Below are 22671 nucleotides of genomic sequence, written 5' to 3'. Positions count from 1 at the left end.
CCAGCCGGTTGAACCGCACCATCGGCACGCCGGAGGCAGCACCTGAGAGGTCGTCGGGAGTTGCCCGAAGGATCGTCCGAAAGGAATCCTCGCCGGTAGCCTGGACGGATGCACCGGTGGGGGGCCGTGCGGCTCGTGCTGTCCGGGCTGCTCACGGGGGGACTGATCGCGACGGGGGTGACCCCCGTCGTCGCGCGAGCACGCCCACCTCACGTCACGCTGACCGCCCGCGTCGGCGCCGGCACCGTCCAGGTCGGCGATCCCGCCACCCTCACCGCTCGCCTGTCGCCGGCGCGCAGGGGCGTCACCCTGGTCGTCCAGCGATGGGTGTCGGGCCGGTGGGTCACCTACTCCCGTCCGCGGACCGACGCCCACGGCCGGGCGCAGGTCCGGCTCTCCTCGTCGACAGCCGGGTCCCAGCGGTTCCGGGTGCGCCGTACCTCGCCGGTGCCGGCGCGCCGAGCGACGTCCTCGCCGGTCACGCTCACCGTGACGCCGGCCGGCCGCTGCGCCCCCCGCACCCCGCTCGTGGACACGCGGGCCACCACCGCCGCGCGCTGCCTCGCCGCCCGCCTCGACCGCTGGCAGGCGGCCCGCACGATGGCGGCCGGCCAGCAGCTCAACGTCTCCAACAGCGCGTACGCCGCGCCGCTCACCTCCCTGGGCTCCCGGGCCGTCCCGGTGGTCGGCTTCGACCTCGAGGAGCTGGCCCAGGGCCAGACCTACGGCTTCCCGGTCGCGCCGCTCGACGCGCTCGTCGCCCGGGCGCAGGCCGGCGCCGTGCTGAGCGCCTCCTGGCACCCACCCAACCCGGGCACCGGCGGCGGCTACGGGGACCGCAGCTGGTCCGACCTGGGCTCCCTCCTGCGACCGGCGACGCCGGCGGCCGAGGCCTTCTGGGCGGGCTTCGAAGCTCGGATGGCGCTCCTGCTCCAGCTGCAGCAGGCCGGTGTCGCCGTGGTGTTCCGCCCCCTCCACGAGGCCAACGGCAGCTGGTTCTGGTGGGGCCACCCGGCGCCCTCCACCTACCGGAGCCTGTGGACGGCGATGCAGGCGCGGGCCGCGAGCCTCGGCGTCCACAACGTGCTGTGGGCCTACAGCTTCAACGCCGACACCGGCAGCCACATCACCTCCCCGGTGACGCTGCTCCCCGCGAAGGTCGACCTGGCCGGCCTGGACAGCTACGACCCCGAGGTCGGCGCCGGCAGCTCCGCCGACCGGCTCTCGACCGCCGGGTACGCCGCGGTGGCGGCCAAGGTGCGCCGGATGACCTTCACCGAGGTCGGCCCCTCGGACAGCCCCGACGGCGCCTGGGACCCCGCCGTCATCGCCGCCACGGCCCGCACCCTGGCCAACCCGCCGCTGTGGGCCATGCTCTGGTTCGACGACTCGACGGGCAGGAAGCAGCTGGCCTCTCTCACCCGTGGGCGGACGTGGCTCGACGGCTGCCGCGACGGCTTCTGCCTGGTCGGTCCCTGACGCCGGATCGTCGAGACACCCTCAGTGGCTGCGCATCCGCTGATTCCACGACCACTCCGGGTGTCTCGACGCAGAGGTCAGCCGCCGAGGCGCTGCATCGCCACCGCGGCCAGCACCAGCTCGCCGGTCTCGTCGGAGGCGTCGACGTCCACGACGCCGTCGATCACCCAGTCGTGGTGGCCCTCGGGGTCGTGGATGGTCTGCCGCACCTGCCACGACCGACCGGACTCGGTGACCTCGAGCAGCGCCGGCCCGCGGGCGTCGGCGTCGAGCAGCACCTCGCCGTGCTCGGCGTAGTAGAGCTCGATCGCCTCGTCCCAGGCCGAGCGGGTCATCACGACCTCCGCCGGCGGGTCCGTGCGGTCGGCCGCCGCGCGCTCCATCGCCATCAGCCCGTCGAGGTTGTCGCGGCCCACCAGCTCGACGCGGCGCCACATCGCGTTGCGGATCATCACCCGGAAGGCCCGCGTCTGCTTCGAGATCGCCCGCGGTGAGGGCGGCGGCTCGTGGTGCGCCACGTCGGCGCGCACGTGGTCGGGATCGTTGAGCGCCTCCCACTCGTCGAGCAGCGAGGAGTCGGTCTGCCGGACGGTCTCGCCCAGCCACTCGACGAGGTCGTCCAGCTCCGGGGTGCGGTGCGCCTCGGGCACCGTCTGGCGCAGCGTCCGGTAGGCGTCGGTGAGGTAGCGCAGCACCAGCCCCTCGGAGCGCGCGAGCTGGTAGCGGCTCACGAAGTCGGTGAAGCTCATCCCCTGCTCGTACATCTCGCGCACGATCGCCTTGGGCGACAGCGCGTCGTCGCGGAGCCAGGGGTGCCGCTCGCGATAGATCTCGTACGTCGCGGTGAGCAGCTCGGCCAGCGGCTGCGGCCAGGTGACGTCCTCGAGCAGCACCATCCGCTCCTCGTACTCGATGCCGTCGGCCTTCATCTCGGCCACGGCCTCGCCGCGCGCGACGTGCTGCTGCTGGTAGAGGATCTGCCGCGGCCCCTCCAGGACCGCCTCGATGACCGAGACGATGTCGAGCGTGTAGGTCTCCGCCTCCGGGTCGAGCAGGTCGAGCGCGGCGAGCGCGAAGTGCGCGAGCGGCTGGTTGAGCGCGAAGTCGGTCGGCAGGTCGACGGTCAGGACGTAGCGCCGGCCGAGCTCGTCGACCTCGTCGAGCCGGGTGAGCGTGCCCGACCGGAGCAGCGAGCGCGCCAGGCGCAGCGCCCGCCGCGACAGCCGCAGCTGCTGGCGGCGGTCCTCGTGGTTGTCGGTGAGCAGCCGCCGCATCACGGCGAACGCGTCCTCCTCGCGGGCGAGGACGTTGATCAGCATCGCGTTGTCGACCTTCATCCGCGACACCAGCGGCTCGGGCTGTCCGTGGACGAGCTTGTCGTAGGTCTGCTCGGTCCACACCACCGTGCCCTCGGGCGGCTTCTTGAGCTGCGCCTTGCTGCCGCGCTTGGCCCGCTTCTCCTCGCTCATCGCCGCGTTCTTGGCGGCCGACTTCGCCTTGGCCCGCTCGTTGGCGATGGTGTGCTCCGGAGCCTGGACGACGACGTACCCGGCCGTGTCGTAGCCCGCCCGGCCCGCCCGGCCGGCTATCTGCAGGAACTCCCGGCTGCGCAGCACCCGCGAGCGGTTGCCGTCGTACTTCGCGAGCGCGGTGAAGAGCACCGTACGGATCGGCACGTTGATGCCGACACCGAGCGTGTCGGTGCCGCTGATGACCCGCAGCAGCCCGGCCTGAGCGAGCTGCTCGACCACCCGGCGGTAGCGGGGCAGCATCCCGGCGTGGTGGACGCCGATCCCCCGGCGCAGCAGCTTGGACAGGGTCTTGCCGAAGCCCGCGCCGAACCGGAAGCCCGCCAGCCGCTCCGCGAGCTCGTCGCGCTGCGCCCGGTCCGCCCCCGCCCAGCCGGCGTTCAGCAGCGACGTGGCGTGCTCGACGGCGTCCTTCTGGGTGAAGTGCACGACGTACACCGGCCCCTGTCCGGTCGTCACCAGCTCCTCGAGGGTCTCGACCAGCGGCGTCAGCTGCCAGGAGAAGTGCAACGGCACCGGGCGTACGGCGTCGTCGACGACCGTCGTCTCGCGGCCGTTGCGGCGGCTGATGTCCGCCGCGAGCTCGGTGACGTCGCCGAGCGTGGCCGACATCAGCAGGAACTGCGCCTGCGGCAGCTCGAGCAGCGGCACCTGCCACGCCCAGCCGCGGTCCGGCTCGGCGTAGAAGTGGAACTCGTCCATCACGACCAGCCCGACGTCGGCCCGCTCCCCCTCGCGCAGCGCGATGTTGGCGAGCACCTCGGCGGTGCAGCAGATGATCGGGGCGTCCGGGTTGACCGAGGCGTCGCCGGTCAGCATCCCCACGTCGTCGGCCCCGAAGACCTCGCACAGTGCGAAGAACTTCTCGCTCACCAGCGCCTTGATCGGTGCGGTGTAGAAGGACACCCGGTCGGAGGCCATCGCGGCCTTGTGGGCGCCAACGGCGACCAGCGACTTCCCGGATCCGGTCGGCGTCGCGAGGATGACGTTGTCGCCGGCTAGGACCGAGAGGATCGCCTCCTCCTGGTGCGGGTAGAGCTCGAGGCCCAGGCCTCCGGCGTACGCCGTGATGTCGTCGAGCACGGCGTCGGCATCGAGCTCGGTCGGGGGCGGCATCAGTCTCGGGCTCTCGGGTGGGCGGTCGCGAAGACCTCGCGGAGGTTGTCGACCGTGACGAGCGTGTAGACCTGGGTCGTGGTCACCGAGGCGTGCCCGAGCAGCTCCTGCACCACGCGGACGTCGGCGCCCCCGTCGATGAGGTGGGTGGCGAACGAGTGCCGCAGCGTGTGCGGCGACACGTCCCTGGTGACGCCGGCCCGGTCGGCGGCCTTGACCAGGACCGCCCACGCCGACTGGCGGGAGAGCCGTCCGCCGCGGGCGTTGAGGAAGAGCGCTCCCCCGTTGCCCCGACCGATCATCGGGCCGGTCGACCCGGTCGGGGACACGGTCGCCAGCTCGGGCCGGCCCCGCACCAGGTAGGCGTCGATGGCCTCGCGGGCGAAGGACCCGACCGGGACGATCCGCTCCTTGCTGCCCTTGCCGCGCAGCAGCACGGTGCCCTCGACGGCGTCCAGGTCGTCGACGTCGAGCCCGACCGCCTCCGAGATCCGCGCGCCGGTGCCGTACAGCAGCTCGAGCAGGGCCCGGTCCCGCAGCGCGAGCGTCGTCCCGGGTGCGCCGGCGACCTCCAGGATCGCCTCGACGTCGGAGAGCGGCAGCGCCTTGGGCAGCCGCTTCGCCGGCGTCGGCGGCTTCACCCCGCTCGCGGGGTCGGCGACGGCCAGCCCGTCGGCGACGGCGAACTTGTGGAAGCCCCGCACCGCCACCACGGTGCGCGCCGCCGACGTCGAGCTCAGCGGCGGGTGCTCGCCATCGCCCTCGCGCAGCCGCACCAGGAAGTCGGTGACGACCGCCTCGGTCACCTGGTCGAGGTCCGCGATGCCGCGCTCGGCCAGGTAGCCGTCGTACCGCCGCAGGTCACGGCGGTACGACGTCAGCGTGTTCGTCGCGAGCCCGCGCTCGACCGAGAGGTGGTCGAGGTAGGTGCGGACCGCACGGGGGACGTCACTCAGCGAGGACTCCGTCCAGGCTCACGGCGTCGATGCCGACCGCGGCAGCGACGGGAGCGTTCGTCAGCTGCCCGGCATGCGTGTTGAGGCCCAGCGCGAGCGCCCCGTTGTCGCGGCACGCCTGCGCCCAGCCCTTGTCGGCCAGCGCGACGGCGTACGGCAGGGTCGCGTTGGTCAGCGCGTACGTCGAGGTGTTCGGCACCGCGCCGGGCATGTTCGCCACGCAGTAGAAGGTCGAGTTGTGCACCTGGTACGTCGGGTCCGCGTGCGTGGTCGCGTGCGTGTCCTCGAAGCAGCCGCCCTGGTCGACGGCGATGTCGACCAGCACCGAGCCCGGCTTCATCCGCGAGACCAGCTCGTTGCTGACCAGCTTGGGAGCGGCCGCACCCGGGATCAGCACCGCGCCGATGACCATGTCGGCCTCGGTCACCTGCTGCTCGATCGCGAGCTTGGACGACGCCAGACCGTGCACCTGGTTGTTGTAGCGCCAGAACGACATCCGCAGCTTGTCCAGGTCGTTGTCGAGCAGCGTGACGTCCGCGCCCATGCCGAGCGCGATGTTGGCCGCGTTCTGCCCGGAGACGCCGGCACCGATGATCACGACCTTGGCGTTCGCGACACCACCCACGCCTCCCATCAGCACGCCCCGGCCGCCCTGGGCCTTCATCAGCGAGTAGGCGCCGACCTGGGGCGCGAGGCAGCCCGCGACCTCCGACATCGGGTAGAGCAGCGGCAGCCCTCCCGAGGGCAGCTGCACGGTCTCGTAGGCGATGCCGGTGATCTTGCGGGCCAGCAGCTCCTCGGTGAGGGGCTTGTCCGCGGCCAGGTGCAGGTAGGTGAAGAGCGTCAGCCCCTCCCGCATCCGGTGGTACTCCTCCGCGACCGGCTCCTTGACCTTGAGGACCAGGTCGATGCTGCCGTCGGTGCCCCACGCGGCATCCGCGTCGGACACGATCGTCGCACCGGCGGCGACGTACTCCTCGTCGCCGATCGACGAGCCGACGCCCGCGCCGCGCTCGACGAAGACCTGGTGGCCGTGCGCGACCAGCTCGTGCACACCGATCGGGGTGATCGCCACCCGGTACTCGTGGTTCTTGACTTCCTTGGGGACGCCGACCTTCACCGACTCGCTCCTGTCATCGATACCGTTGTGAATGTCCGATCTGGACACTCGATCCGTACTGCAATGACCTTATTGCCACTGATTCCGCAGCCGATGTCAAGGGGTGGCGACACCGGCCGGCGGAGCTCGTGCCCCTCAGACTTCCAGAAGGCCCTGCGCCTGCGCCATCAGGACCGCGATCACCGTGTGCCCGTCACCGACCCGGCCGTCCACGACGGCCGCGTGGAGTTCACGGGCCGGCACCCACCCGGTCTGCATCTCGGCCTCCTCGTGGTGCGCGACGAAGTCGCCGCGATCCTGCTCGGCCAGGCCGCGCGCCAGGAAGTAGTGGTGCCGCTCGGAGGAGATCCCCGGCGAGGAGTACGTCGAGCCGATCGGCGTCCACTCCGCTGCCCCGAGGCCCGCCTCCTCGACCAGCTCGCGCCGTGCGGCCTCCAGCGGGTCCTCGCCGGCGACGTCGAGCAGGCCGGCCGGCAGCTCGACGAAGGTCCGCTCGGCAGGGTGCCGGTACTGCCAGAGGCACAGCACCCGCTCCTGCTCGTCGACCGCCAGGATCACGACCGCGCCCGGGTGCTCGAGCACGAGCCGGGTGAAGGGCTCGTCCTCGGGATGGCCCGGGCGCTGCAGGTGGTCCTCGCGCAGGGCGACCACCCAGTCGTCGCGGTGCAGGTCCACCGACCGCACGACCGGCCAGGACTCGTCGTGGTCGACGACCTCGGGCACGCGATCGCCCCTCAGTCCTCGTCCGCGCGACGCAGCAGGCTCTCGTCGATCGGGAAGCGCAGCTCCTTCTGCCGCTCGATCGCGGCACCGACCAGACCGGCGAAGAGCGGGTGCGGGCGGGTCGGGCGCGAGCGCAGCTCGGGGTGCGCCTGCGTCGAGACGTAGTAGGGGTGCACCTCGCGGGGCAGCTCGACGAACTCGACCAGGTTGTTGTCGGGCGAGGTGCCCGAGAAGACCAGGCCGGCCTGCTCGAGCTGGTCGCGATAGCTGTTGTTGACCTCGTAGCGGTGCCGGTGGCGCTCCTCGATCAGCGGGGCGTCGTACACCTTGCGGGCGATCGTGCCCTCCTTGAGCGCGGCCGGGTAGAGGCCCAGGCGCATGGTGCCGCCGAGGTCGCCCGCGCCCTCGACGAAGCTCACCTGCTCCGCCATCGTCGCGATGACGGGCTCGGGGGTGTCGGGGTCGAACTCCGTCGAGCCGGCCTTCTCGAGGCCGAGCACCTGGCGGGAGTACTCGATCACCATGCACTGCAGGCCGAGGCACAGGCCCAGGGTCGGGATGCCGTGCGTCCGGGCGTAGGTGAGGGCGCCGAGCTTGCCCTCGAGCCCACGGATGCCGAACCCGCCCGGCACGCAGATCGCGTCGACGTCGCTGAGGTGCTTGGCGGCGCCGTGCGGGGTCTCGCACTCGTCGGAGGCGATCCAGCGGATGTTGACCTTGGCCTCGTGGGCGAAGCCGCCGGCACGCAGCGCCTCGCCGACCGACAGGTAGGCGTCCGGCAGGTCGATGTACTTGCCGACCAGCGCGACCGTGACCTCCTCCTTCGGGTGGTGCACCCGGCGGAGCAGGTCGTCCCACACGGTCCAGTTGACGTCGCGGAAGGGCAGGTCGAGACGGCGTACGACGTAGGCGTCGAGGCCCTCGCGGTGCAGCACCTTCGGGATGTCGTAGATCGACGGCGCGTCCGCGGCGGTGACCACGGCCTCCTGGTCGACGTCGCACATCAGCGAGATCTTGCGCTTGATGGAGTCGGGCAGCTCGCGGTCCGCGCGGCAGACGACGGCGTCCGGCTGGATGCCGACCTGGCGCAGCGCGGCCACCGAGTGCTGGGTCGGCTTGGTCTTCAGCTCACCGGACGGGCCGATGTAGGGCACCAGCGAGACGTGCAGGAAGAAGACGTTGCCCCGGCCGATGTCGTGGCGCACCTGGCGGGCGGCCTCCAGGAAGGGCAGCGACTCGATGTCGCCGACGGTGCCGCCGACCTCGGTGATCACGACGTCGACCTCCGGGCCGCCCATGGCCAGGATCCGGTCCTTGATCTCGTTGGTGATGTGCGGGATCACCTGCACGGTGTCGCCGAGGTAGTCGCCACGGCGCTCCTTGGCGATCACGCTCGAGTAGACCTGGCCGGTCGTGACGTTCGCGATCTGACCGAGGTCGGTGTCGAGGAACCGCTCGTAGTGGCCGATGTCGAGGTCGGTCTCCGCGCCGTCGTTGGTCACGAAGACCTCGCCGTGCTGGAAGGGGTTCATCGTCCCGGGGTCGACGTTGAGGTAGGGGTCCAGCTTCTGCATGGTCACGCGCAGACCACGCGCCTTCAGCAGACTGCCGAGGCTCGATGCCGTCAGGCCCTTCCCGAGGGAAGAGGCGACGCCCCCGGTGACGAATACGTGCTTGGTGGGCGTCCGGTTGTTCACGGAACTCGATCCTACGTGAGAGGGACCGCTCCCGCCGAACCCGACGCTCCGAAGGCACCGCCCGGTTTGCTCAACGACCGGATCAGGGCGAGCGTCGCGGTCACCTGACCGAGGGTCGTCTCGCCCCCGTCGACGGTGCCGACGGCCTTCGCGGCCGGGTCCGCGCGCAGGGCGACCAGGTCTCCGCTGCCCCGGCCGGACCGGGTCGTGCCGACGACCACGACACCCGTGGACGTGGCGAGGCCGGTGGAGACGCCGGAGAGGATCGCCGGGTCGGTGTGGTCGCCGAGGACGACGAGCACCACGTCACCGGTCGTGGCGTCCTTGGACGTGCCGACCAGCTCCGCGCCCGCCAGGCTCTCCCGCACCGTCTCGACGTCGCTGCCGGTGCCGGCGACGGCGAGCCCGAGGAGCTGACCCAGCCGCTCGTACGTCGGGGCATCGGGGTCGATGGCGTCACCGAGCTGGGTCATCAGCTGGCTGCCGAGGGTGTCGACGAGCGACTTCTGCCCCGGATCGGTCAGCGCCGCGCGGACGGCGTACGTCCCGGAGACCTTGCCGCCCGCGGCTCCGACCTGGGCCACCAGTGCGGCGGCGGTGTCGGCGTCCGCGCCGGGCATCGCGACGACCGCGACCTGGTGGGTGGCGAGGTGGTCGGCGTACAACCGCTTCGCCGAGGCGGCCGCGAAGGTGTCCCCGAAGTCCGCGCCGCGTGGGCGCTCCGGCGACGTCGAGGTGGCGGCCGACGCAGGCCGGTCGTCGCGACCGAGGTCGGTGAGCGGGCCGCCCCCGAGCACCACGCCGACGGCGAGCGCGAGGAAGACGGCGACGAGCGACACGATGTGGTGTCGGTAGGAGATCACGAGAACAGCTCCACAGCTTGGTCGTAGAGGTCGGAGAGCGCGGCCGTGAGCGAGTCCGCCCACTCCTGGCCGACGGGGGTCACGGACACGGCCGCCGCGAGCGCCACCAGGCCGGCGAGCATCACCAGCATCAGGTGCCAGGGCCGGACGCGACCGGAGTAGAGGTGCGGCACGGCGGCGGCGTCGACGAGCCGCGGCCCCACCTTGAGCCGGGTCAGGAAGGCACCGGCGGCCCCGGGCCGCTGGCTGTCCAGCAGCTCGGCGACGGTGACCCGCATCCCGACCGCCACGATGACCGTCGGGCCGGCGGCGTCGACGAGCACCAGAGCCGCGTCCTCGGGTGCGACCGCCGTCTCGACCAGTGCCGGGCGGATCCCGAGCCGCTCGATCTGCTCGACGATCGGCGGCGCGCTCCCCGGGTCGATCCGGACCACGACGTCGCGCGCCGCCCGCAGCGTGGCCGCCGACGGCAGGTCGTCCTCGGCGTCGACCACGACGACGTCGGGGCGTACGCCGACCGCCCGCAGCGCCTCGGCCGCGGCGCCGACCGCCACCACCACCGGGTGCTGCTCGCGCACGAACGGTCGCACGGCTGCCAGCTCGGTGTCGTAGTCGTAGTCGCGGACGACCACCAGGGCCGGTCGACGCGCGACCCGGGTGGCCAGCCGAGGCACCCCGAGCCCGTGCAGCAGCAGGTCCTGCTCACGCCGGAGGAGCTCGGTGCTGTTGTGGGTCAGGCCCGCCAGCTGCGTGGCCAGACCGGACTGCGCGCGCTCCATCTCGGCCACGACGCCGGCGCTGTCGAGCGCCCGACCGGTCGCGACCTCCTCGTCGGCGACGTAGACGGTGCCGTCGTGGATCCGCAGGGTGGCGCCGTCGGAGATCGCCGCCAGGCCGGCGGCACCGACGCTGTCGACGATGAGGACACCGGCGTCGGCCAGGGTCCGCGGGCCGAGGTTCGGGTAGCGGCCGGAGATGATCGCCACGGCATCCACCACGGCGACGACCCCCGCGTCAACCAGCGCCTGGGCGCTGGCCCGGTCCATGTCGAGGTGGTCGAGGACGGCGATGTCGCCTGGGCGCAGCCGCGGCAGTAGGTCGCGGGTCCGGCGTTCGACCCGAGCGGTCCCGACGGTCCCGGGTCGTGCCTCCACGGGGCGTTGGCGAACTGAAGACTTCATATCTGCGCCATCGTGCCAAACCCAGCAAGGTCATCCGGGCACCGCTGGCAGCCGGGCGCGTCGGCACGCCGACGGGCGGTGGACCTCAGGCCCGCCTGGCGTCCTGGGCCACCTCGAGCAGCTCACGGGCGTGCGCCAGGGCCGTGTCGGAGTCGGACATCCCGGCCAGCATCCGGGAGAGCTCCCGCTCGCGCTGCGACTCGTCGAGGACCGTGAGACCCGAGCTGGTGACCGTGCCGTCGGAGGACTTCTCGACGACGACGTGCCGGTCGGCGTACGCCGCGACCTGGGGCAGGTGGGTGACCACGAGCACCTGGGCGGTGCGGGCCAGCAGCGCCAGCCGGCGCCCGACCTCCACCGCTGCGGCACCACCGACCCCGGCGTCCACCTCGTCGAAGACGAAGGTCGGCACCGGGCTGGTGCCGGCGAGCGCGACCTCCAGCGCGAGCATGACGCGCGAGAGCTCGCCACCGGACGCTCCCTTGGAGAGGGGCCGCGGCTCGGAGCCGGTGTTGGCGGCGAGCAGCAGCTCGACCTCGTCGACCCCGGAGGCGGTGTGCCGCAGCCAGCGGCCGTCGACCAGCAGCGGTCCGCGGCTGAGCCTGTCGGGCTCCGCCACCTCGCTCTGCCGCACCTCGATCGTCAGCCGGGCGTGCGGCATCGCCAGCAGGGTGAGCTCGGCGGTGACCTCCTTCGCGAGCCGGACGGCCGCCTTGCTCCGGGCCGTGGAGAGCGCTGCCGCCGCGGCGGCGAGGTCACGGCGCAGCGTGGCCTGCTGGGTGCGCAGCTCCTCGATCCGCTCATCGGTGTTGTCGAGACTCAGCAGCCGGGTCGCCGACTGCTCGGCCCAGGCGAGCACCTCGTCGACCGTCTCGCCGTACTTGCGCGTCAGCGCCGTCAGGGCCGCCCGCCGGTCCGAGACGGCGGCGAGTCGGGCCGGGTCGGTGTCGATCCGGGTGGCGTACGACGCGACGTCGGCCGCGAGGTCGGACAGCAGGTAGGTCAGCTCGGCGAGTCGGTCGGCCAGCTCCCCCGCCTCGGCATCGTGCTCGCGCACCCCGTCGAGCGCGGAGCGCGCCGCGTACGCCGTCGTGAGCGCGTCCGGGTGGCCCTCCTCGCTGGAGAGCGCCTCGCGGGCCTGCTCGGCCGCCGTGCGCAGGGTGTCGGCGAAGCCCAGCCGGGTCTCGTCGGCCGCCAGCGTGGCGTCCTCCCCCGGCTCGGGCGAGACGGCCTCGATCTCGCCGAGACCGAACCGCAGCAGGTCGGCCTCCTGGGCGCGTTCGCGCGCGGTGGCCACCACCTCCTCCAGCTCGGCCTCCGCGGCCTCCAGCCGGGTGTGCAGGGCGGAGTACGTCGCCAGCAGCGCGGCCAGCGGCGCACCGCCGAAGCGGTCCAGCGCCTCCCGTTGCGCCCGGGCCTGCAGCAGCCGGTGCTGGTCGGACTGGCCGTGCACCGCCACCAGCGGCTCCGCCACCTGGGCGAGCGCCGTCACAGGCACCGACGCGCCACCGACGAACGCCCGCGACCGGCCCTCGGCCGAGACGTTGCGCGCGAGCACGACGAGGTCGTCCTCGACCTCCCCGCCGACGTCCTCGACCGCACCGGCGAAGCCGCTGAGCCCGTCCACCCGGACGACGCCCTCGACCCGCGCGGTCTTCGCGCCCGTGCGCACCGCCCCGGTGTCGGCACGGCCGCCCAGGAGCAGCCCGAGGGCGGTCACGATCATGGTCTTGCCCGCGCCGGTCTCACCGGTGATCACCGTCAGGCCGGGGCCGAGCTCGAGCGTGGACGACTCGATCACCCCGAGCGAGGTGATCCGGATCTCCTCAAGCATCGCCGATCTCCTGGGCCACGCGGTGGCGACGCTCGGTCGACCCGCGCCAGCCCTCGACCGGCAGGCCGAACTTCGCGACCAACCGGTCGGTGAACGGCGCCTCGTGCAGGCGCACGAGCCGGACCGGGACGGCGCCACGGCGTACCTCGATGCGCGCACCCGGCGGCAGGTCGACCGTGCGACGCCCGTCGCACCACAGCACCCCGGCGCCGTCGGTGCGGGCCAGCACCTCGACCGCCATCACCGAGGTCGGGGCCACCACGAGTGAGCGGGCGAAGAGCGCGTGCGCGCTGATGGGCACCAGCAGCAGGGCCTCGACCCCCGGCCACACCACGGGTCCGCCGGCACTGAAGTTGTACGCCGTCGAGCCGGTCGGCGTCGCGCACACGACGCCGTCGCAGCCCCACCGCGACAGCGGCCGCCCGTCGATCTCGACGACCACCTCGATCATCCGCTCGCGCGAGGCCTTCTCGACGCTGGCCTCGTTGAGGGCGAAGGTCCGGGCGATGACCTCGCCGTCACGGTGCACGGTGACGTCGAGGGTGAGCCGGTCCTCCGAGGTGTAGCGACGGTGGACGACCGCGTCGATGGTCGACTCGAGGTCGTCGTACTCGGCCTCGGCCAGGAAGCCCACGTGCCCCAGGTTGACCCCCAGCACCGGGGTGAGGGTGCCGTGGATGAGCTCCGCGGCACGCAGGATCGTGCCATCGCCGCCGATGACCAGGACCAGCTCGCAGCCGGCGCTCGGATCGGCGTCGGGCGCGATCTCGACGCCCTCGCCGCCGGGCTCGAGCAGCAGGTCCGCCGCCTCGGTGCGGAGCAGCCGCACCACGATCCCGTGGGACGTCAGCGCCTTCGCGAAGGCACGGGCCACCTCCCGGGCCTCGTCCCGGCCCGTGTGCGCGACGAGCAGGACGCGACGGACCTCCGTCGACTGCTGGGTCGTCTCGGTGCTGGTCCCGGGGCTGGTCACGGGTCCACCTTCTCACCCGCCACCCCCAGGGGGTCGGCTCCCACCACGGCGCTGTGGATCTCCTCGTCGGAGATCTCGGCCGGGCCGCGGCGCAGCCACAGGAAGAACTCGACGTTGCCCGACGGTCCCGGCAGCGGGCTGGTGGCCACCATCCGGGCGCCCCAGCCCCGCTTCGCCGCGGCTGCCGCCACGTTGAGGACCGTCTCGGCACGCTGCTCGGGGTCCCGGACCACCCCGCCCTTGCCCAGTCGCTCCTTGCCGATCTCGAACTGCGGCTTGACCATCAGCGCCAGGTCGGCCTCGGGCACCACCACCCCGAGCAGGGCGTCCAGCACCAGCTCCAACGAGATGAAGGACAGGTCGCCCACCACCACCTCGACGGGTCCGGCGACCAGCTCGGGGGTGAGGTCGCGGATGTTCGTGCGGTCGTGGACCGCAACCCTCTCGTCCTGCTGCAGGCGCCAGGCGAGCTGCCCGTAGCCGACGTCGACGGCGACGACCTCGCGTGCACCGTGGCGGAGCAGGACGTCGGTGAACCCGCCCGTCGACGCTCCCGCGTCCAGGCACCGGCGCCCGGCCACCACGAACCCGTGCGGCTCGAAGGCCGCCAGCGCCCCCGACAGCTTGTGCCCGCCGCGTGAGACGTAGTCCGGTCGGTCCGGGTCAGCGCTGACCACGATCGCCACGTCCGTCGTCACGCCCGTCGCCGGCTTCGCTGCCCGGGCGCCGCCGACCTTGACCCGACCCTGGGCGATCAGCTCGCTGGCGTGCTCGCGGGAGCGAGCGAGCCCGCGTCGGACCAGCTCCGCGTCGAGGCGCAGGCGTCGAGGGGGCACGGTCAGGCGGGGTCGGTCGGCGCGTCGGTGCTGTCGAGGGCGCGGCGCAACTCGGTGTGGGCGGCCTCGAAGACCCCGACGTGCTCCTCCAACGGCCGCTCCTCGAGCTCCTCGACAGCGGCGATGACGTCGTCGACCCCCACCACCCCGGTGCGCACCCGCTCCGGCTCGTCGGGCACCGGCAGGTCGGTCTCACTCATGCGCTCGAGGCTACCGCGCAGCGGGTGGGCTGACGGCGGCCAGGTCCACCGGCTCGCCGGCGTCGTCCAGGTGCTCCCACGCGGTCGCCGCGGCGACGCGCCACCAGTCGTCCTGCGCACCCTCGCCCGAGATGACCAGCGATCCGCGCTCGACCCTGCCCTGCCACCCGCCGAGCCGGTGACCGCCGTCCGTGCGCTCCGGGGCGGTGTGCGCCTGTCCGAGTCCCGCGAGGTCCGGGGCGACGTACGTCGGCCGCATCTCCTCCGGTGCCGCTGCCAGCTCCGCGAGCCCGGTGACCCCGGTCAGCACGAGCAACGAGTCCAGACCGATGCGCAGGGCCCCCTCGATGTCGGTGTCGAGCCGGTCCCCCACCATCAGCGGCCGCTCGCCGCCGACACGCCGGATCGTCTCGTCGAGCAGCGGCCGCTCTGGCTTGCCCGCGACCACCGGGTCCACGCCGGTGAAGTCGCGCAGCATCGCCACCTGCACGCCGTGCCCGGGAGCGACGCCGAACGCTGTCGGGATGGTGTGGTCGGTGTTGCTTGCCACCCACGGGAGCCCGTCCCGGATGCGCACCGCGGCCCGCATGATCGCGCTCCACTGCACGTCCGGCCCGTAGCCGGTCGCCACCGCGGCCGCCTCGTCCTCCGGTCCGACCGGCACCAGACCGGCGGACTCGAGCGCCTCCACGAGGCCGTCCGCACCAAGGCACAGCACTCGCGCGCCCTCGCCGAACCGGTCCAGCAGCAGCCGCGCGGCCGCCTGCGCGGAGGTGACGACGTCCTCGACCTGGGCGGCGACCCCGAGGTCGCGCAGGTGCGAGGCCACCCGCTCCGGTGGCCGGGCCGCGTTGTTGGTGATGAACGCGAGGCGCATGCCGGCCTCCCGTGCGGCGGCCAGGTGTTCGGCCGCACCGGGTACGGCGTCGCCGCTGATGTAGACGACCCCGTCGAGGTCGAGCATCGCGAGGTCGTAGCCCTGGCACAGCGGCTCGTGCGAGGTGCCCAGCACGGCGCCTCCTCCGGATCGTAGGTGTGGCCGCACCCTACGATGCTCCGATGGACTCCGGCGTCGTCGCCACCCCTGCCCTGGCGGCCCGCCCGCTCCGGCTGGCGCCGTTCCGCGCGACCATGCTGTCCCCACGCCGCATCGGGGCCCACGCCTCGGCCCGAGCCTTCGCCCGGCCCTACCGCGACGTCGCGGCCCGCTTCGCGACCTGGCAGCAGTCCGGTCAGGTCGTGCGAGACCTGCTGCCGGCGCTCTACCTGCACGAGTACACGACCTCCGGGGTGACGATCCGTGGCCTGGTCGGGGCCCTCGACCTCACCCGGGCGGCCGCCAGCCGCGACGAGATCGCCGTGCTCCCCCACGAGGGCGTGCACCTCGCGCAGGCGAGGGAGCTCGCCGACCGGATGGCCGACATGGCCATGAACCCCGCCCCCATCCTGCTCACCCATCGGGCACCCGCGGACCTGCGCGACCTGTTGCGCCGGGTCCGCGACCGACCTGCTGACCACCAGTTCACCGATCGCTCCGGCCAGTACCACCGGATCTGGGCGATCCGCGACGCAGCGGTCCTCGCCGGCATCGAGGCCGGGCTGCGGGACGCCCGCACGCTGATCGCTGACGGCCACCACCGCTATGCCGCGTACGGCCAGCTCCGCACGGACCATCCCGACCTGGCCCCGGCGACAGACGCCGGGCTCGTCATGCTCGTCGACCAGGTGGACACCCCGTTCTTCCTCGGCGCCATCCACCGGATCCTGCACGGACTCTCGCTGGCTGACCTCGGTCCTCTCGAGGGTGCCGTCCGCCGCGTGGCCGGTCCGCAGGAGGCGATCGCCGCGCTCGCGCCCGACACGCTCGTGGCCACCGACGGTCACGACTGGGCCGCCGTCTCGCTGCCACGCGACGACCGGCGCCTCGCCGTCGAGGTCCTCCACGGTGACGTCCTGCCGGCGCTGGCTCACGGCCCGCGGGCCACGGCGTACGCGCACTCCGTCGACGAGGCCCTCGGCGCCGTCGCTCGACGCCCCGGTCTCGCGATCCTGATGCCCGCGCCGGAGTTCGCCGACGTCCTGCGCGTCGCCGAGCACGGCCGACTGCTCCCGGAGAAGGCGACCTCCTTCCAGCCCAAGCCGAGCGTGGGGGTGCTCATCCGGTCCCTGCGCGACGAATGAGCCGGCCGCGACTCATCTCCACCTCCACCCGTGAGGCGGCCCCCGCTGCGGTCCGGAAGAACCTGCGCCGCACCGCACCCGACACCTCCACCAGGTCGTCGGGCTGCCACGAGGCGACCGAGCGCCTGGCGCGCGAGCTCCAAGCCGCGCACTCGAGCGCGTCCACCGCGGTACGTCCGGTGCCCTCCGGCCGGGGCACGACCACGCGGAACGTCCACAGCACGTCGCCGCTGGGCAGGACCCGCTGCTCGGGTCGCTGCGAGATGCGCCCGATCAACCGGACCTCGTTCATCGCCGACTCCGGCGTCGTCTTCTTCTGCTGTGCTGACATGCACACCACCTCCACCGGACACGATGGCGCTCGGAGCCGACGGCTCGAGCCGGCCCGGGGAGCACCCTGGGGATGACGGCGTCACTAACGGCCCTGTGCACCAAAGACGGGCCGCAAATGCGAAACAGGGCCACCCCCAAGGGGGTGGCCCTGTTCGAAAGAATGTCCGGCGGCGTCCTACTCTCCCACAACCTCTCGGTTGCAGTACCATCGGCGCTGAAAGGCTTAACTTCCGGGTTCGGGATGGGACCGGGTGTTTCCCTTTCGCTATGGCCGCCGTAACTCTTGCGGTGCAAGCCGGCCACGGGGTGTGCACGTGGGGCTTGACCAAGCTCTGTATTGAGTTTGCTCTTGTGTGGTTAGTGGACGCGAACATGTGTGTTCGTCTGCGCGTTGTAGGTTTTTGTTGAGGGTTTGTGTGACAAGCCCTCGGCCTATTAGTACCGGTCGGCTAGGCATTGCTGCTGTACACCTCCGGCCTATCAACCCAGTGTTCTGCTGGGGGCCTTACCCGGTTACCCGGTGGGAAACCTCATCTTGAAACGTGCTTCCCGCTTAGATGCATTCAGCGGTTATCACTTCCGAACGTAGCCAACCAGCCGTGCCCCTGGCGGGACAACTGGCACACCAGAGGTTCGTCCATCCCGGTCCTCTCGTACTAGGGACAGCCTTTCTCAAGTTTCCTGCGCGCGCGGCGGATAGGGACCGAACTGTCTCACGACGTTCTAAACCCAGCTCGCGTGCCGCTTTAATGGGCGAACAGCCCAACCCTTGGGACCTACTCCAGCCCCAGGATGCGACGAGCCGACATCGAGGTGCCAAACCATCCCGTCGATATGGACTCTTGGGGAAGATCAGCCTGTTATCCCCGGGGTACCTTTTATCCGTTGAGCGACGCCGCTTCCACATGCCGACGCCGGATCACTAGTTCCGACTTTCGTCCCTGCTCGACATGTCTGTCTCACAGTCAAGCTCCCTTGTGCACTTACACTCGCCACCTGATTGCCAACCAGGCTGAGGGAACCTTTGAGCGCCTCCGTTACATTTTAGGAGGCAACCGCCCCAGTTAAACTACCCATCAGGCACTGTCCCTGAACCAGATAATGGTCCTAGGTTAGACATCTAGTACGACCAGAGTGGTATTTCAACGTTGACTCCACATCCACTGGCGTGAATGCTTCACAGTCTCCCACCTATCCTACACAAGCCGAACCAAACACCAATACCAAACTATAGTAAAGGTCCCGGGGTCTTTCCGTCCTGCCGCGCGTAACGAGCATCTTTACTCGTACTGCAATTTCGCCGAGTCCATGGTTGAGACAGCGCCCAAGTCGTTACTCCATTCGTGCAGGTCGGAACTTACCCGACAAGGAATTTCGCTACCTTAGGATGGTTATAGTTACCACCGCCGTTTACTGGGGCTTAAGTTCTCAGCTTCGACACCGAAGTGTCTTACCGGTCCCCTTAACCTTCCAGCACCGGGCAGGAGTCAGTCCGTATACATCGTCTTACAACTTCGCACGGACCTGTGTTTTTAGTAAACAGTCGCTTGGGCCTGGTCTCTGCGGCCTTCAACGCTTCCCCACGCAAGGTGGTTCACGTATCCGGCCCCCCTTCTCCCGAAGTTACGGGGGCATTTTGCCGAGTTCCTTAACCATGGTTCGCTCGATCGCCTTAGTATTCTCTACCTGATCACCTGAGTCGGTTTGGGGTACGGGCGGCGCGTAGCTCGCTAGAGGTTTTTCTCGACAGCATAGGATTACCCACTTCACCCATACGGGCTCGGCATCACATCTCAGGGCCGTGATCGAACACAAGACGACGGATTTGCCTATCGTCTCCCCTACATGCTTACCCCCAGACAACCATCGCTGAGGTTGGGCTACCTTCCTGCGTCACCCCATCGCTTGACTACTACCGGATCGGGTCCCACGCTCCACCAAGGCGCCTCACCCCGAAGGGATCGGTCACCAAGGCTTTGGGTGGTTAGCATCACCGGGTTCGTCATGGGCGCTACTTTGCCGGTACGGGAATATCAACCCGTTGTCCATCGACTACGCCTGTCGGCCTCGCCTTAGGTCCCGACTTACCCAGGGCAGATTAGCTTGACCCTGGAACCCTTGATCATTCGGCGCACGGGTTTCTCGCCCGTGATTCGCTACTCATGCCTGCATTCTCACTCGTGTCGCGTCCACCCCTGGATCACTCCGGAGCTTCACTCGCGACACGACGCTCCCCTACCCATCCACACACCTGGACCACATTCGTGGCCGAGTTAACGCATGAATGCCATAGCTTCGGCGGATGACTTGAGCCCCGCTACATTGTCGGCGCGGAATCACTTGACCAGTGAGCTATTACGCACTCTTTCAAGGGTGGCTGCTTCCAAGCCAACCTCCTGGTTGTCACTGCGACTCCACATCCTTTTCCACTTAGTCACCGCTTAGGGGCCTTAGCTGATGGTCTGGGCTGTTTCCCTCTCGACAATGGAGCTTATCCCCCACTGTCTCACTGCCGCGCTCTCACTTACCGGCATTCGGAGTTTGGCTAACGTCAGTAACCTTGTAGGGCCCATTAGCTATCCAGTGCTCTACCTCCGGCAAGAAACACGCGACGCTGCACCTAAATGCATTTCGGGGAGAACCAGCTATCACGAAGTTTGATTGGCCTTTCACCCCTATCCACAGGTCATCCCCTCAGTTTTCAACCTAAGTGGGTTCGGTCCTCCACGCGGTCTTACCCGCGCTTCAACCTGCCCATGGATAGATCACTTCGCTTCGGGTCTTGAGCGTGCTACTCAGACGCCCTATTAGGACTCGCTTTCGCTACGGCTTCCCCACACGGGTTAACCTCGCAACACACCGCAAACTCGCAGGCTCATTCTTCAAAAGGCACGCCATCACCCCAACAACCCCATTGCAAAGAGGGGGCCAGCCGGGCTCTGACGGATTGTAGGCACACGGTTTCAGGTACTATTTCACTCCCCGCCAGGGGTACTTTTCACCTTTCCCTCACGGTACTTGTCCGCTATCGGTCATCAAGGAGTATTTAGGCTTAACGGGTGGTCCCGCCAGATTCACACGGAATTTCAGGGGTTCCGTGTTACTTGGGATGACACTCAACAGAGCTGGACTTACACTTACGGGGCTATCACCCTCTACGGCGCCACTTTCCAATGGACTTCAACTTCAACCAGCTTTTCTTACTGTTCGACCGGCCGGCAGACCGATCAGAGTGGTCCCACAACCCCCCACGCACAACCCCTGCCGGGTATCACATGCGCAAGGTTTAGCCTCATCCGATTTCGCTCGCCACTACTCTCGGAATCACTTTTGTTTTCTCTTCCTACCGGTACTGAGATGTTTCACTTCCCGGCGTTCCCTCCACACACCCTATATATTCAGGCGTGGGTAACACGACATGACTCGTGCTGGGTTCCCCCATTCGGACACCCCCGGATCACAGCTCGGTTGCCAACTCCCCAGGGCTTATCGCAGGCTCCTACGTCCTTCATCGGCTCTTGATGCCAAGGCATCCACCATGTGCCCTTCATAGCTTGTCGCACAAACACTCAACAAAAACTACAAAGATTCAGACAAACAACAGCCCCTCTGTCTACAGCACCACACCCCATGGACTCACGGGGCACAGCACAGAGGCTGTCGCTTTAAAAATTCGCGTCAACCACCCCCGCCTACAGACAGGGCTCACACCCCCACCAAGCCCGACCCACCCCCACCCCTCACGAGGCAGAGAAAGACCAGCACCCAGAAGAGGCACACGGTTGACGCAAAGATGCTCGCGTCCACTATCCAGTTCACAAGATCCACACCCACCCAAGCCACACCGCCACACAGTGACGACACGGTCCTGGAGGGCCAAAGAGACCAGCCTGACGGCTGATGCCTCAGGACTCAACAGTGTGTCAACCCCACCCCCCACGACCACCCCTCCAGGTTCCACACCCACCAGCAAGCTGGACAGGTAGTACTGAGAAGAGACAGCCCCAACGGGCAAAGCATCATCGACGATTCCACTAGTGAACACCACCAATGCCACCCAGACACACCGACCAGAAGACCTGGCCGGTTGCTGAACGTGCGGGGCGTGTGCTCCTTAGAAAGGAGGTGATCCAGCCGCACCTTCCGGTACGGCTACCTTGTTACGACTTCGTCCCAATCGCCAGCCCCACCTTCGACGGCTCCTTCCACAAGGGTTAGGCCACCGGCTTCGGGTGTTGCCGACTTTCGTGACGTGACGGGCGGTGTGTACAAGGCCCGGGAACGTATTCACCGCAGCGTTGCTGATCTGCGATTACTAGCGACTCCGACTTCATGGGGTCGAGTTGCAGACCCCAATCCGAACTGAGACCGGCTTTTTGGGATTCGCTCCACCTTGCGGTATCGCAGCCCTTTGTACCGGCCATTGTAGCATGCGTGAAGCCCTGGACATAAGGGGCATGATGACTTGACGTCATCCCCACCTTCCTCCGAGTTGACCCCGGCAGTCTCCTATGAGTCCCCACCATGACGTGCTGGCAACATAGGACGAGGGTTGCGCTCGTTGCGGGACTTAACCCAACATCTCACGACACGAGCTGACGACAGCCATGCACCACCTGTATACCGACAAAAGGGGCCGTATCTCTACAGCTTTCCGGCATATGTCAAACCCAGGTAAGGTTCTTCGCGTTGCATCGAATTAATCCGCATGCTCCGCCGCTTGTGCGGGCCCCCGTCAATTCCTTTGAGTTTTAGCCTTGCGGCCGTACTCCCCAGGCGGGGCGCTTAATGCGTTAGCTGCGGCACGGAACCCATGGAATAGGCCCCACACCTAGCGCCCAACGTTTACGGTGTGGACTACCAGGGTATCTAATCCTGTTCGCTCCCCACACTTTCGCTCCTCAGCGTCAGGTAATGCCCAGAGAACCGCCTTCGCCACCGGTGTTCCTCCTGATATCTGCGCATTTCACCGCTACACCAGGAATTCCGTTCTCCCCTGCATACCTCTAGTCTGCCCGTATCGAAAGCCAGCCCAGAGTTAAGCCCTGGGTTTTCACTCCCGACGCGACAAACCGCCTACGAGCCCTTTACGCCCAATAATTCCGGACAACGCTCGCACCCTACGTATTACCGCGGCTGCTGGCACGTAGTTGGCCGGTGCTTCTTCTGTACCTACCGTCACCACCATCATCGGCGCTTCGTCGGTACTGAAAGAGGTTTACAACCCGAAGGCCGTCATCCCTCACGCGGCGTTGCTGGATCAGGCTTCCGCCCATTGTCCAATATTCCCCACTGCTGCCTCCCGTAGGAGTCTGGGCCGTGTCTCAGTCCCAGTGTGGCCGGTCACCCTCTCAGGCCGGCTACCCGTCGAAGCCTTGGTAGGCCATTACCCCACCAACAAGCTGATAGGCCGCGAGCACATCCCTGGCCGAAAAAACTTTCCACCAACCCCCATGCAGGAATCGGTCGTATCCGGTATTAGCCACCGTTTCCGGTAGTTATCCCAAAGCCAAGGGCAGATTACTCACGTGTTACTCACCCGTTCGCCGCTCGAGTACCCCGAAGGGCCTTTCCGCTCGACTTGCATGTGTTAAGCACGCCGCCAGCGTTCGTCCTGAGCCAGGATCAAACTCTCCGTTGAAAACAACAC

The 22671-nt window shown here is 69.0% G+C and carries 15 protein-coding genes and 3 rRNA genes; 2 read left to right on the top strand and 16 right to left on the bottom strand.

The window, feature by feature from the left end; genetic code table 11:
* Positions 1 to 108: 108 nt before the first annotated feature.
* A complete protein-coding gene (locus tag N542_RS0111820; protein WP_028644088.1) occupies positions 109 to 1479 on the top strand; it encodes a glycoside hydrolase family 26 protein in 1371 nt (456 codons plus the stop codon).
* A 77-nt stretch (positions 1480 to 1556) separates the two neighbouring features.
* On the opposite strand, the gene N542_RS0111815 is transcribed toward N542_RS0111820, so the two are convergent.
* From N542_RS0111815 to N542_RS0111760, 12 genes are all read right to left on the bottom strand, one after another.
* A complete protein-coding gene (locus N542_RS0111815) occupies positions 1557 to 4124 on the bottom strand; it encodes a DEAD/DEAH box helicase (protein WP_036507659.1) in 2568 nt (855 codons plus the stop codon).
* Positions 4124 to 5080, bottom strand: coding sequence for a site-specific tyrosine recombinase XerD (locus N542_RS0111810; protein ID WP_028644086.1), 957 nt, complete (start codon positions 5078 to 5080; stop codon positions 4124 to 4126). Before N542_RS0111810 ends, N542_RS0111815 begins: the two co-directional genes overlap by 1 nt.
* Complete coding sequence (gene ald, locus N542_RS0111805) at positions 5073 to 6200, bottom strand: alanine dehydrogenase (protein ID WP_028644085.1); 1128 nt, start codon at positions 6198 to 6200, stop codon at positions 5073 to 5075. The genes N542_RS0111810 and ald overlap by 8 nt, the downstream gene beginning before the upstream one ends.
* A 135-nt stretch (positions 6201 to 6335) precedes the next feature.
* Positions 6336 to 6923, bottom strand: coding sequence for an NUDIX domain-containing protein (locus N542_RS0111800; RefSeq protein WP_028644084.1), 588 nt, complete (start codon positions 6921 to 6923; stop codon positions 6336 to 6338).
* An 11-nt stretch (positions 6924 to 6934) separates the two neighbouring features.
* On the bottom strand, positions 6935 to 8620 hold the full coding sequence (locus tag N542_RS0111795) for a CTP synthase (RefSeq protein ID WP_028644083.1): 1686 nt from the start codon (positions 8618 to 8620) through the stop codon (positions 6935 to 6937).
* 11 nt (positions 8621 to 8631) lie between these two features.
* Positions 8632 to 9483 (bottom strand): copper transporter, encoded by an 852-nt coding sequence (locus N542_RS0111790; protein ID WP_028644082.1) that lies wholly within the window; start codon positions 9481 to 9483, stop codon positions 8632 to 8634.
* The gene (gene steA / locus N542_RS0111785; RefSeq protein ID WP_051551669.1) at positions 9480 to 10637 is read right to left on the bottom strand and encodes a putative cytokinetic ring protein SteA; all 1158 of its coding nucleotides are present in this window, start codon (positions 10635 to 10637) and stop codon (positions 9480 to 9482) included. Before steA ends, N542_RS0111790 begins: the two co-directional genes overlap by 4 nt.
* A gap of 112 nt (positions 10638 to 10749) precedes the next feature.
* Positions 10750 to 12498 (bottom strand): DNA repair protein RecN, encoded by a 1749-nt coding sequence (gene recN, locus N542_RS0111780; protein ID WP_028644080.1) that lies wholly within the window; start codon positions 12496 to 12498, stop codon positions 10750 to 10752.
* Positions 12491 to 13471, bottom strand: coding sequence for an NAD kinase (locus N542_RS0111775; protein ID WP_028644079.1), 981 nt, complete (start codon positions 13469 to 13471; stop codon positions 12491 to 12493). Before N542_RS0111775 ends, recN begins: the two co-directional genes overlap by 8 nt.
* Entirely contained in the window at positions 13468 to 14307 is an 840-nt protein-coding gene (locus tag N542_RS0111770) for a TlyA family RNA methyltransferase (protein WP_028644078.1), read from the bottom strand. The genes N542_RS0111775 and N542_RS0111770 overlap by 4 nt, the downstream gene beginning before the upstream one ends.
* A gap of 2 nt (positions 14308 to 14309) precedes the next feature.
* Positions 14310 to 14507 (bottom strand): hypothetical protein, encoded by a 198-nt coding sequence (locus tag N542_RS24595; protein ID WP_036507655.1) that lies wholly within the window; start codon positions 14505 to 14507, stop codon positions 14310 to 14312.
* A 10-nt stretch (positions 14508 to 14517) separates the two neighbouring features.
* Positions 14518 to 15519 (bottom strand): HAD-IIA family hydrolase, encoded by a 1002-nt coding sequence (locus tag N542_RS0111760; RefSeq protein WP_028644077.1) that lies wholly within the window; start codon positions 15517 to 15519, stop codon positions 14518 to 14520.
* Positions 15520 to 15566: 47 nt separating this feature from the next.
* Here N542_RS0111760 and N542_RS0111755 point away from each other — a divergent pair, with 47 nt between their 5' ends.
* Positions 15567 to 16688, top strand: a complete 1122-nt coding sequence (locus tag N542_RS0111755) for a DUF1015 family protein (protein WP_028644076.1) — start codon at positions 15567 to 15569, stop codon at positions 16686 to 16688.
* Here N542_RS0111755 and N542_RS0111750 read toward each other — a convergent pair.
* The 4 genes from N542_RS0111750 to N542_RS0111730 all read right to left on the bottom strand — a co-directional run bounded on the left by N542_RS0111750 (position 16663) and on the right by N542_RS0111730 (position 22662).
* Entirely contained in the window at positions 16663 to 17019 is a 357-nt protein-coding gene (locus tag N542_RS0111750; RefSeq protein WP_028644075.1) for a single-stranded DNA-binding protein, read from the bottom strand. The two genes, N542_RS0111755 and N542_RS0111750, sit on opposite strands and share 26 nt — an antisense overlap.
* Positions 17020 to 17183: 164 nt before the next feature.
* Positions 17184 to 17300, bottom strand: a 5S ribosomal RNA gene (gene rrf / locus N542_RS0111745).
* 136 nt (positions 17301 to 17436) lie between these two features.
* Positions 17437 to 20581: ribosomal RNA gene (locus N542_RS0111740) — 23S ribosomal RNA — on the bottom strand.
* A gap of 558 nt (positions 20582 to 21139) precedes the next feature.
* Positions 21140 to 22662 (bottom strand): 16S ribosomal RNA (locus N542_RS0111730).
* The 16S, 23S and 5S rRNA genes sit together here, the layout of an rRNA operon.
* Positions 22663 to 22671 lie beyond the last annotated feature (9 nt).

Origin of the sequence: Nocardioides sp. URHA0020 (assembly GCF_000620705.1) — a bacterium.
Classification (GTDB): domain Bacteria; phylum Actinomycetota; class Actinomycetes; order Propionibacteriales; family Nocardioidaceae; genus Nocardioides.
This window is presented reverse-complemented; position numbering and strand designations above follow the sequence as displayed.

Bases quoted from the DNA above. Each gene is read 5' to 3' on its own strand.
- N542_RS0111820 (WP_028644088.1), top strand. From the start codon at position 109: ATGCACCGGTGGGGGGCCGTGCGGCTCGTGCTGTCCGGGCTGCTCACG.
- N542_RS0111815 (WP_036507659.1), bottom strand. From the start codon at position 4,124: ATGCCGCCCCCGACCGAGCTCGATGCCGACGCCGTGCTCGACGACATC.
- recN (WP_028644080.1), bottom strand. From the start codon at position 12,498: ATGCTTGAGGAGATCCGGATCACCTCGCTCGGGGTGATCGAGTCGTCC.
- N542_RS24595 (WP_036507655.1), bottom strand. From the start codon at position 14,507: ATGAGTGAGACCGACCTGCCGGTGCCCGACGAGCCGGAGCGGGTGCGC.
- N542_RS0111755 (WP_028644076.1), top strand. From the start codon at position 15,567: ATGGACTCCGGCGTCGTCGCCACCCCTGCCCTGGCGGCCCGCCCGCTC.
- N542_RS0111750 (WP_028644075.1), bottom strand. From the start codon at position 17,019: ATGTCAGCACAGCAGAAGAAGACGACGCCGGAGTCGGCGATGAACGAG.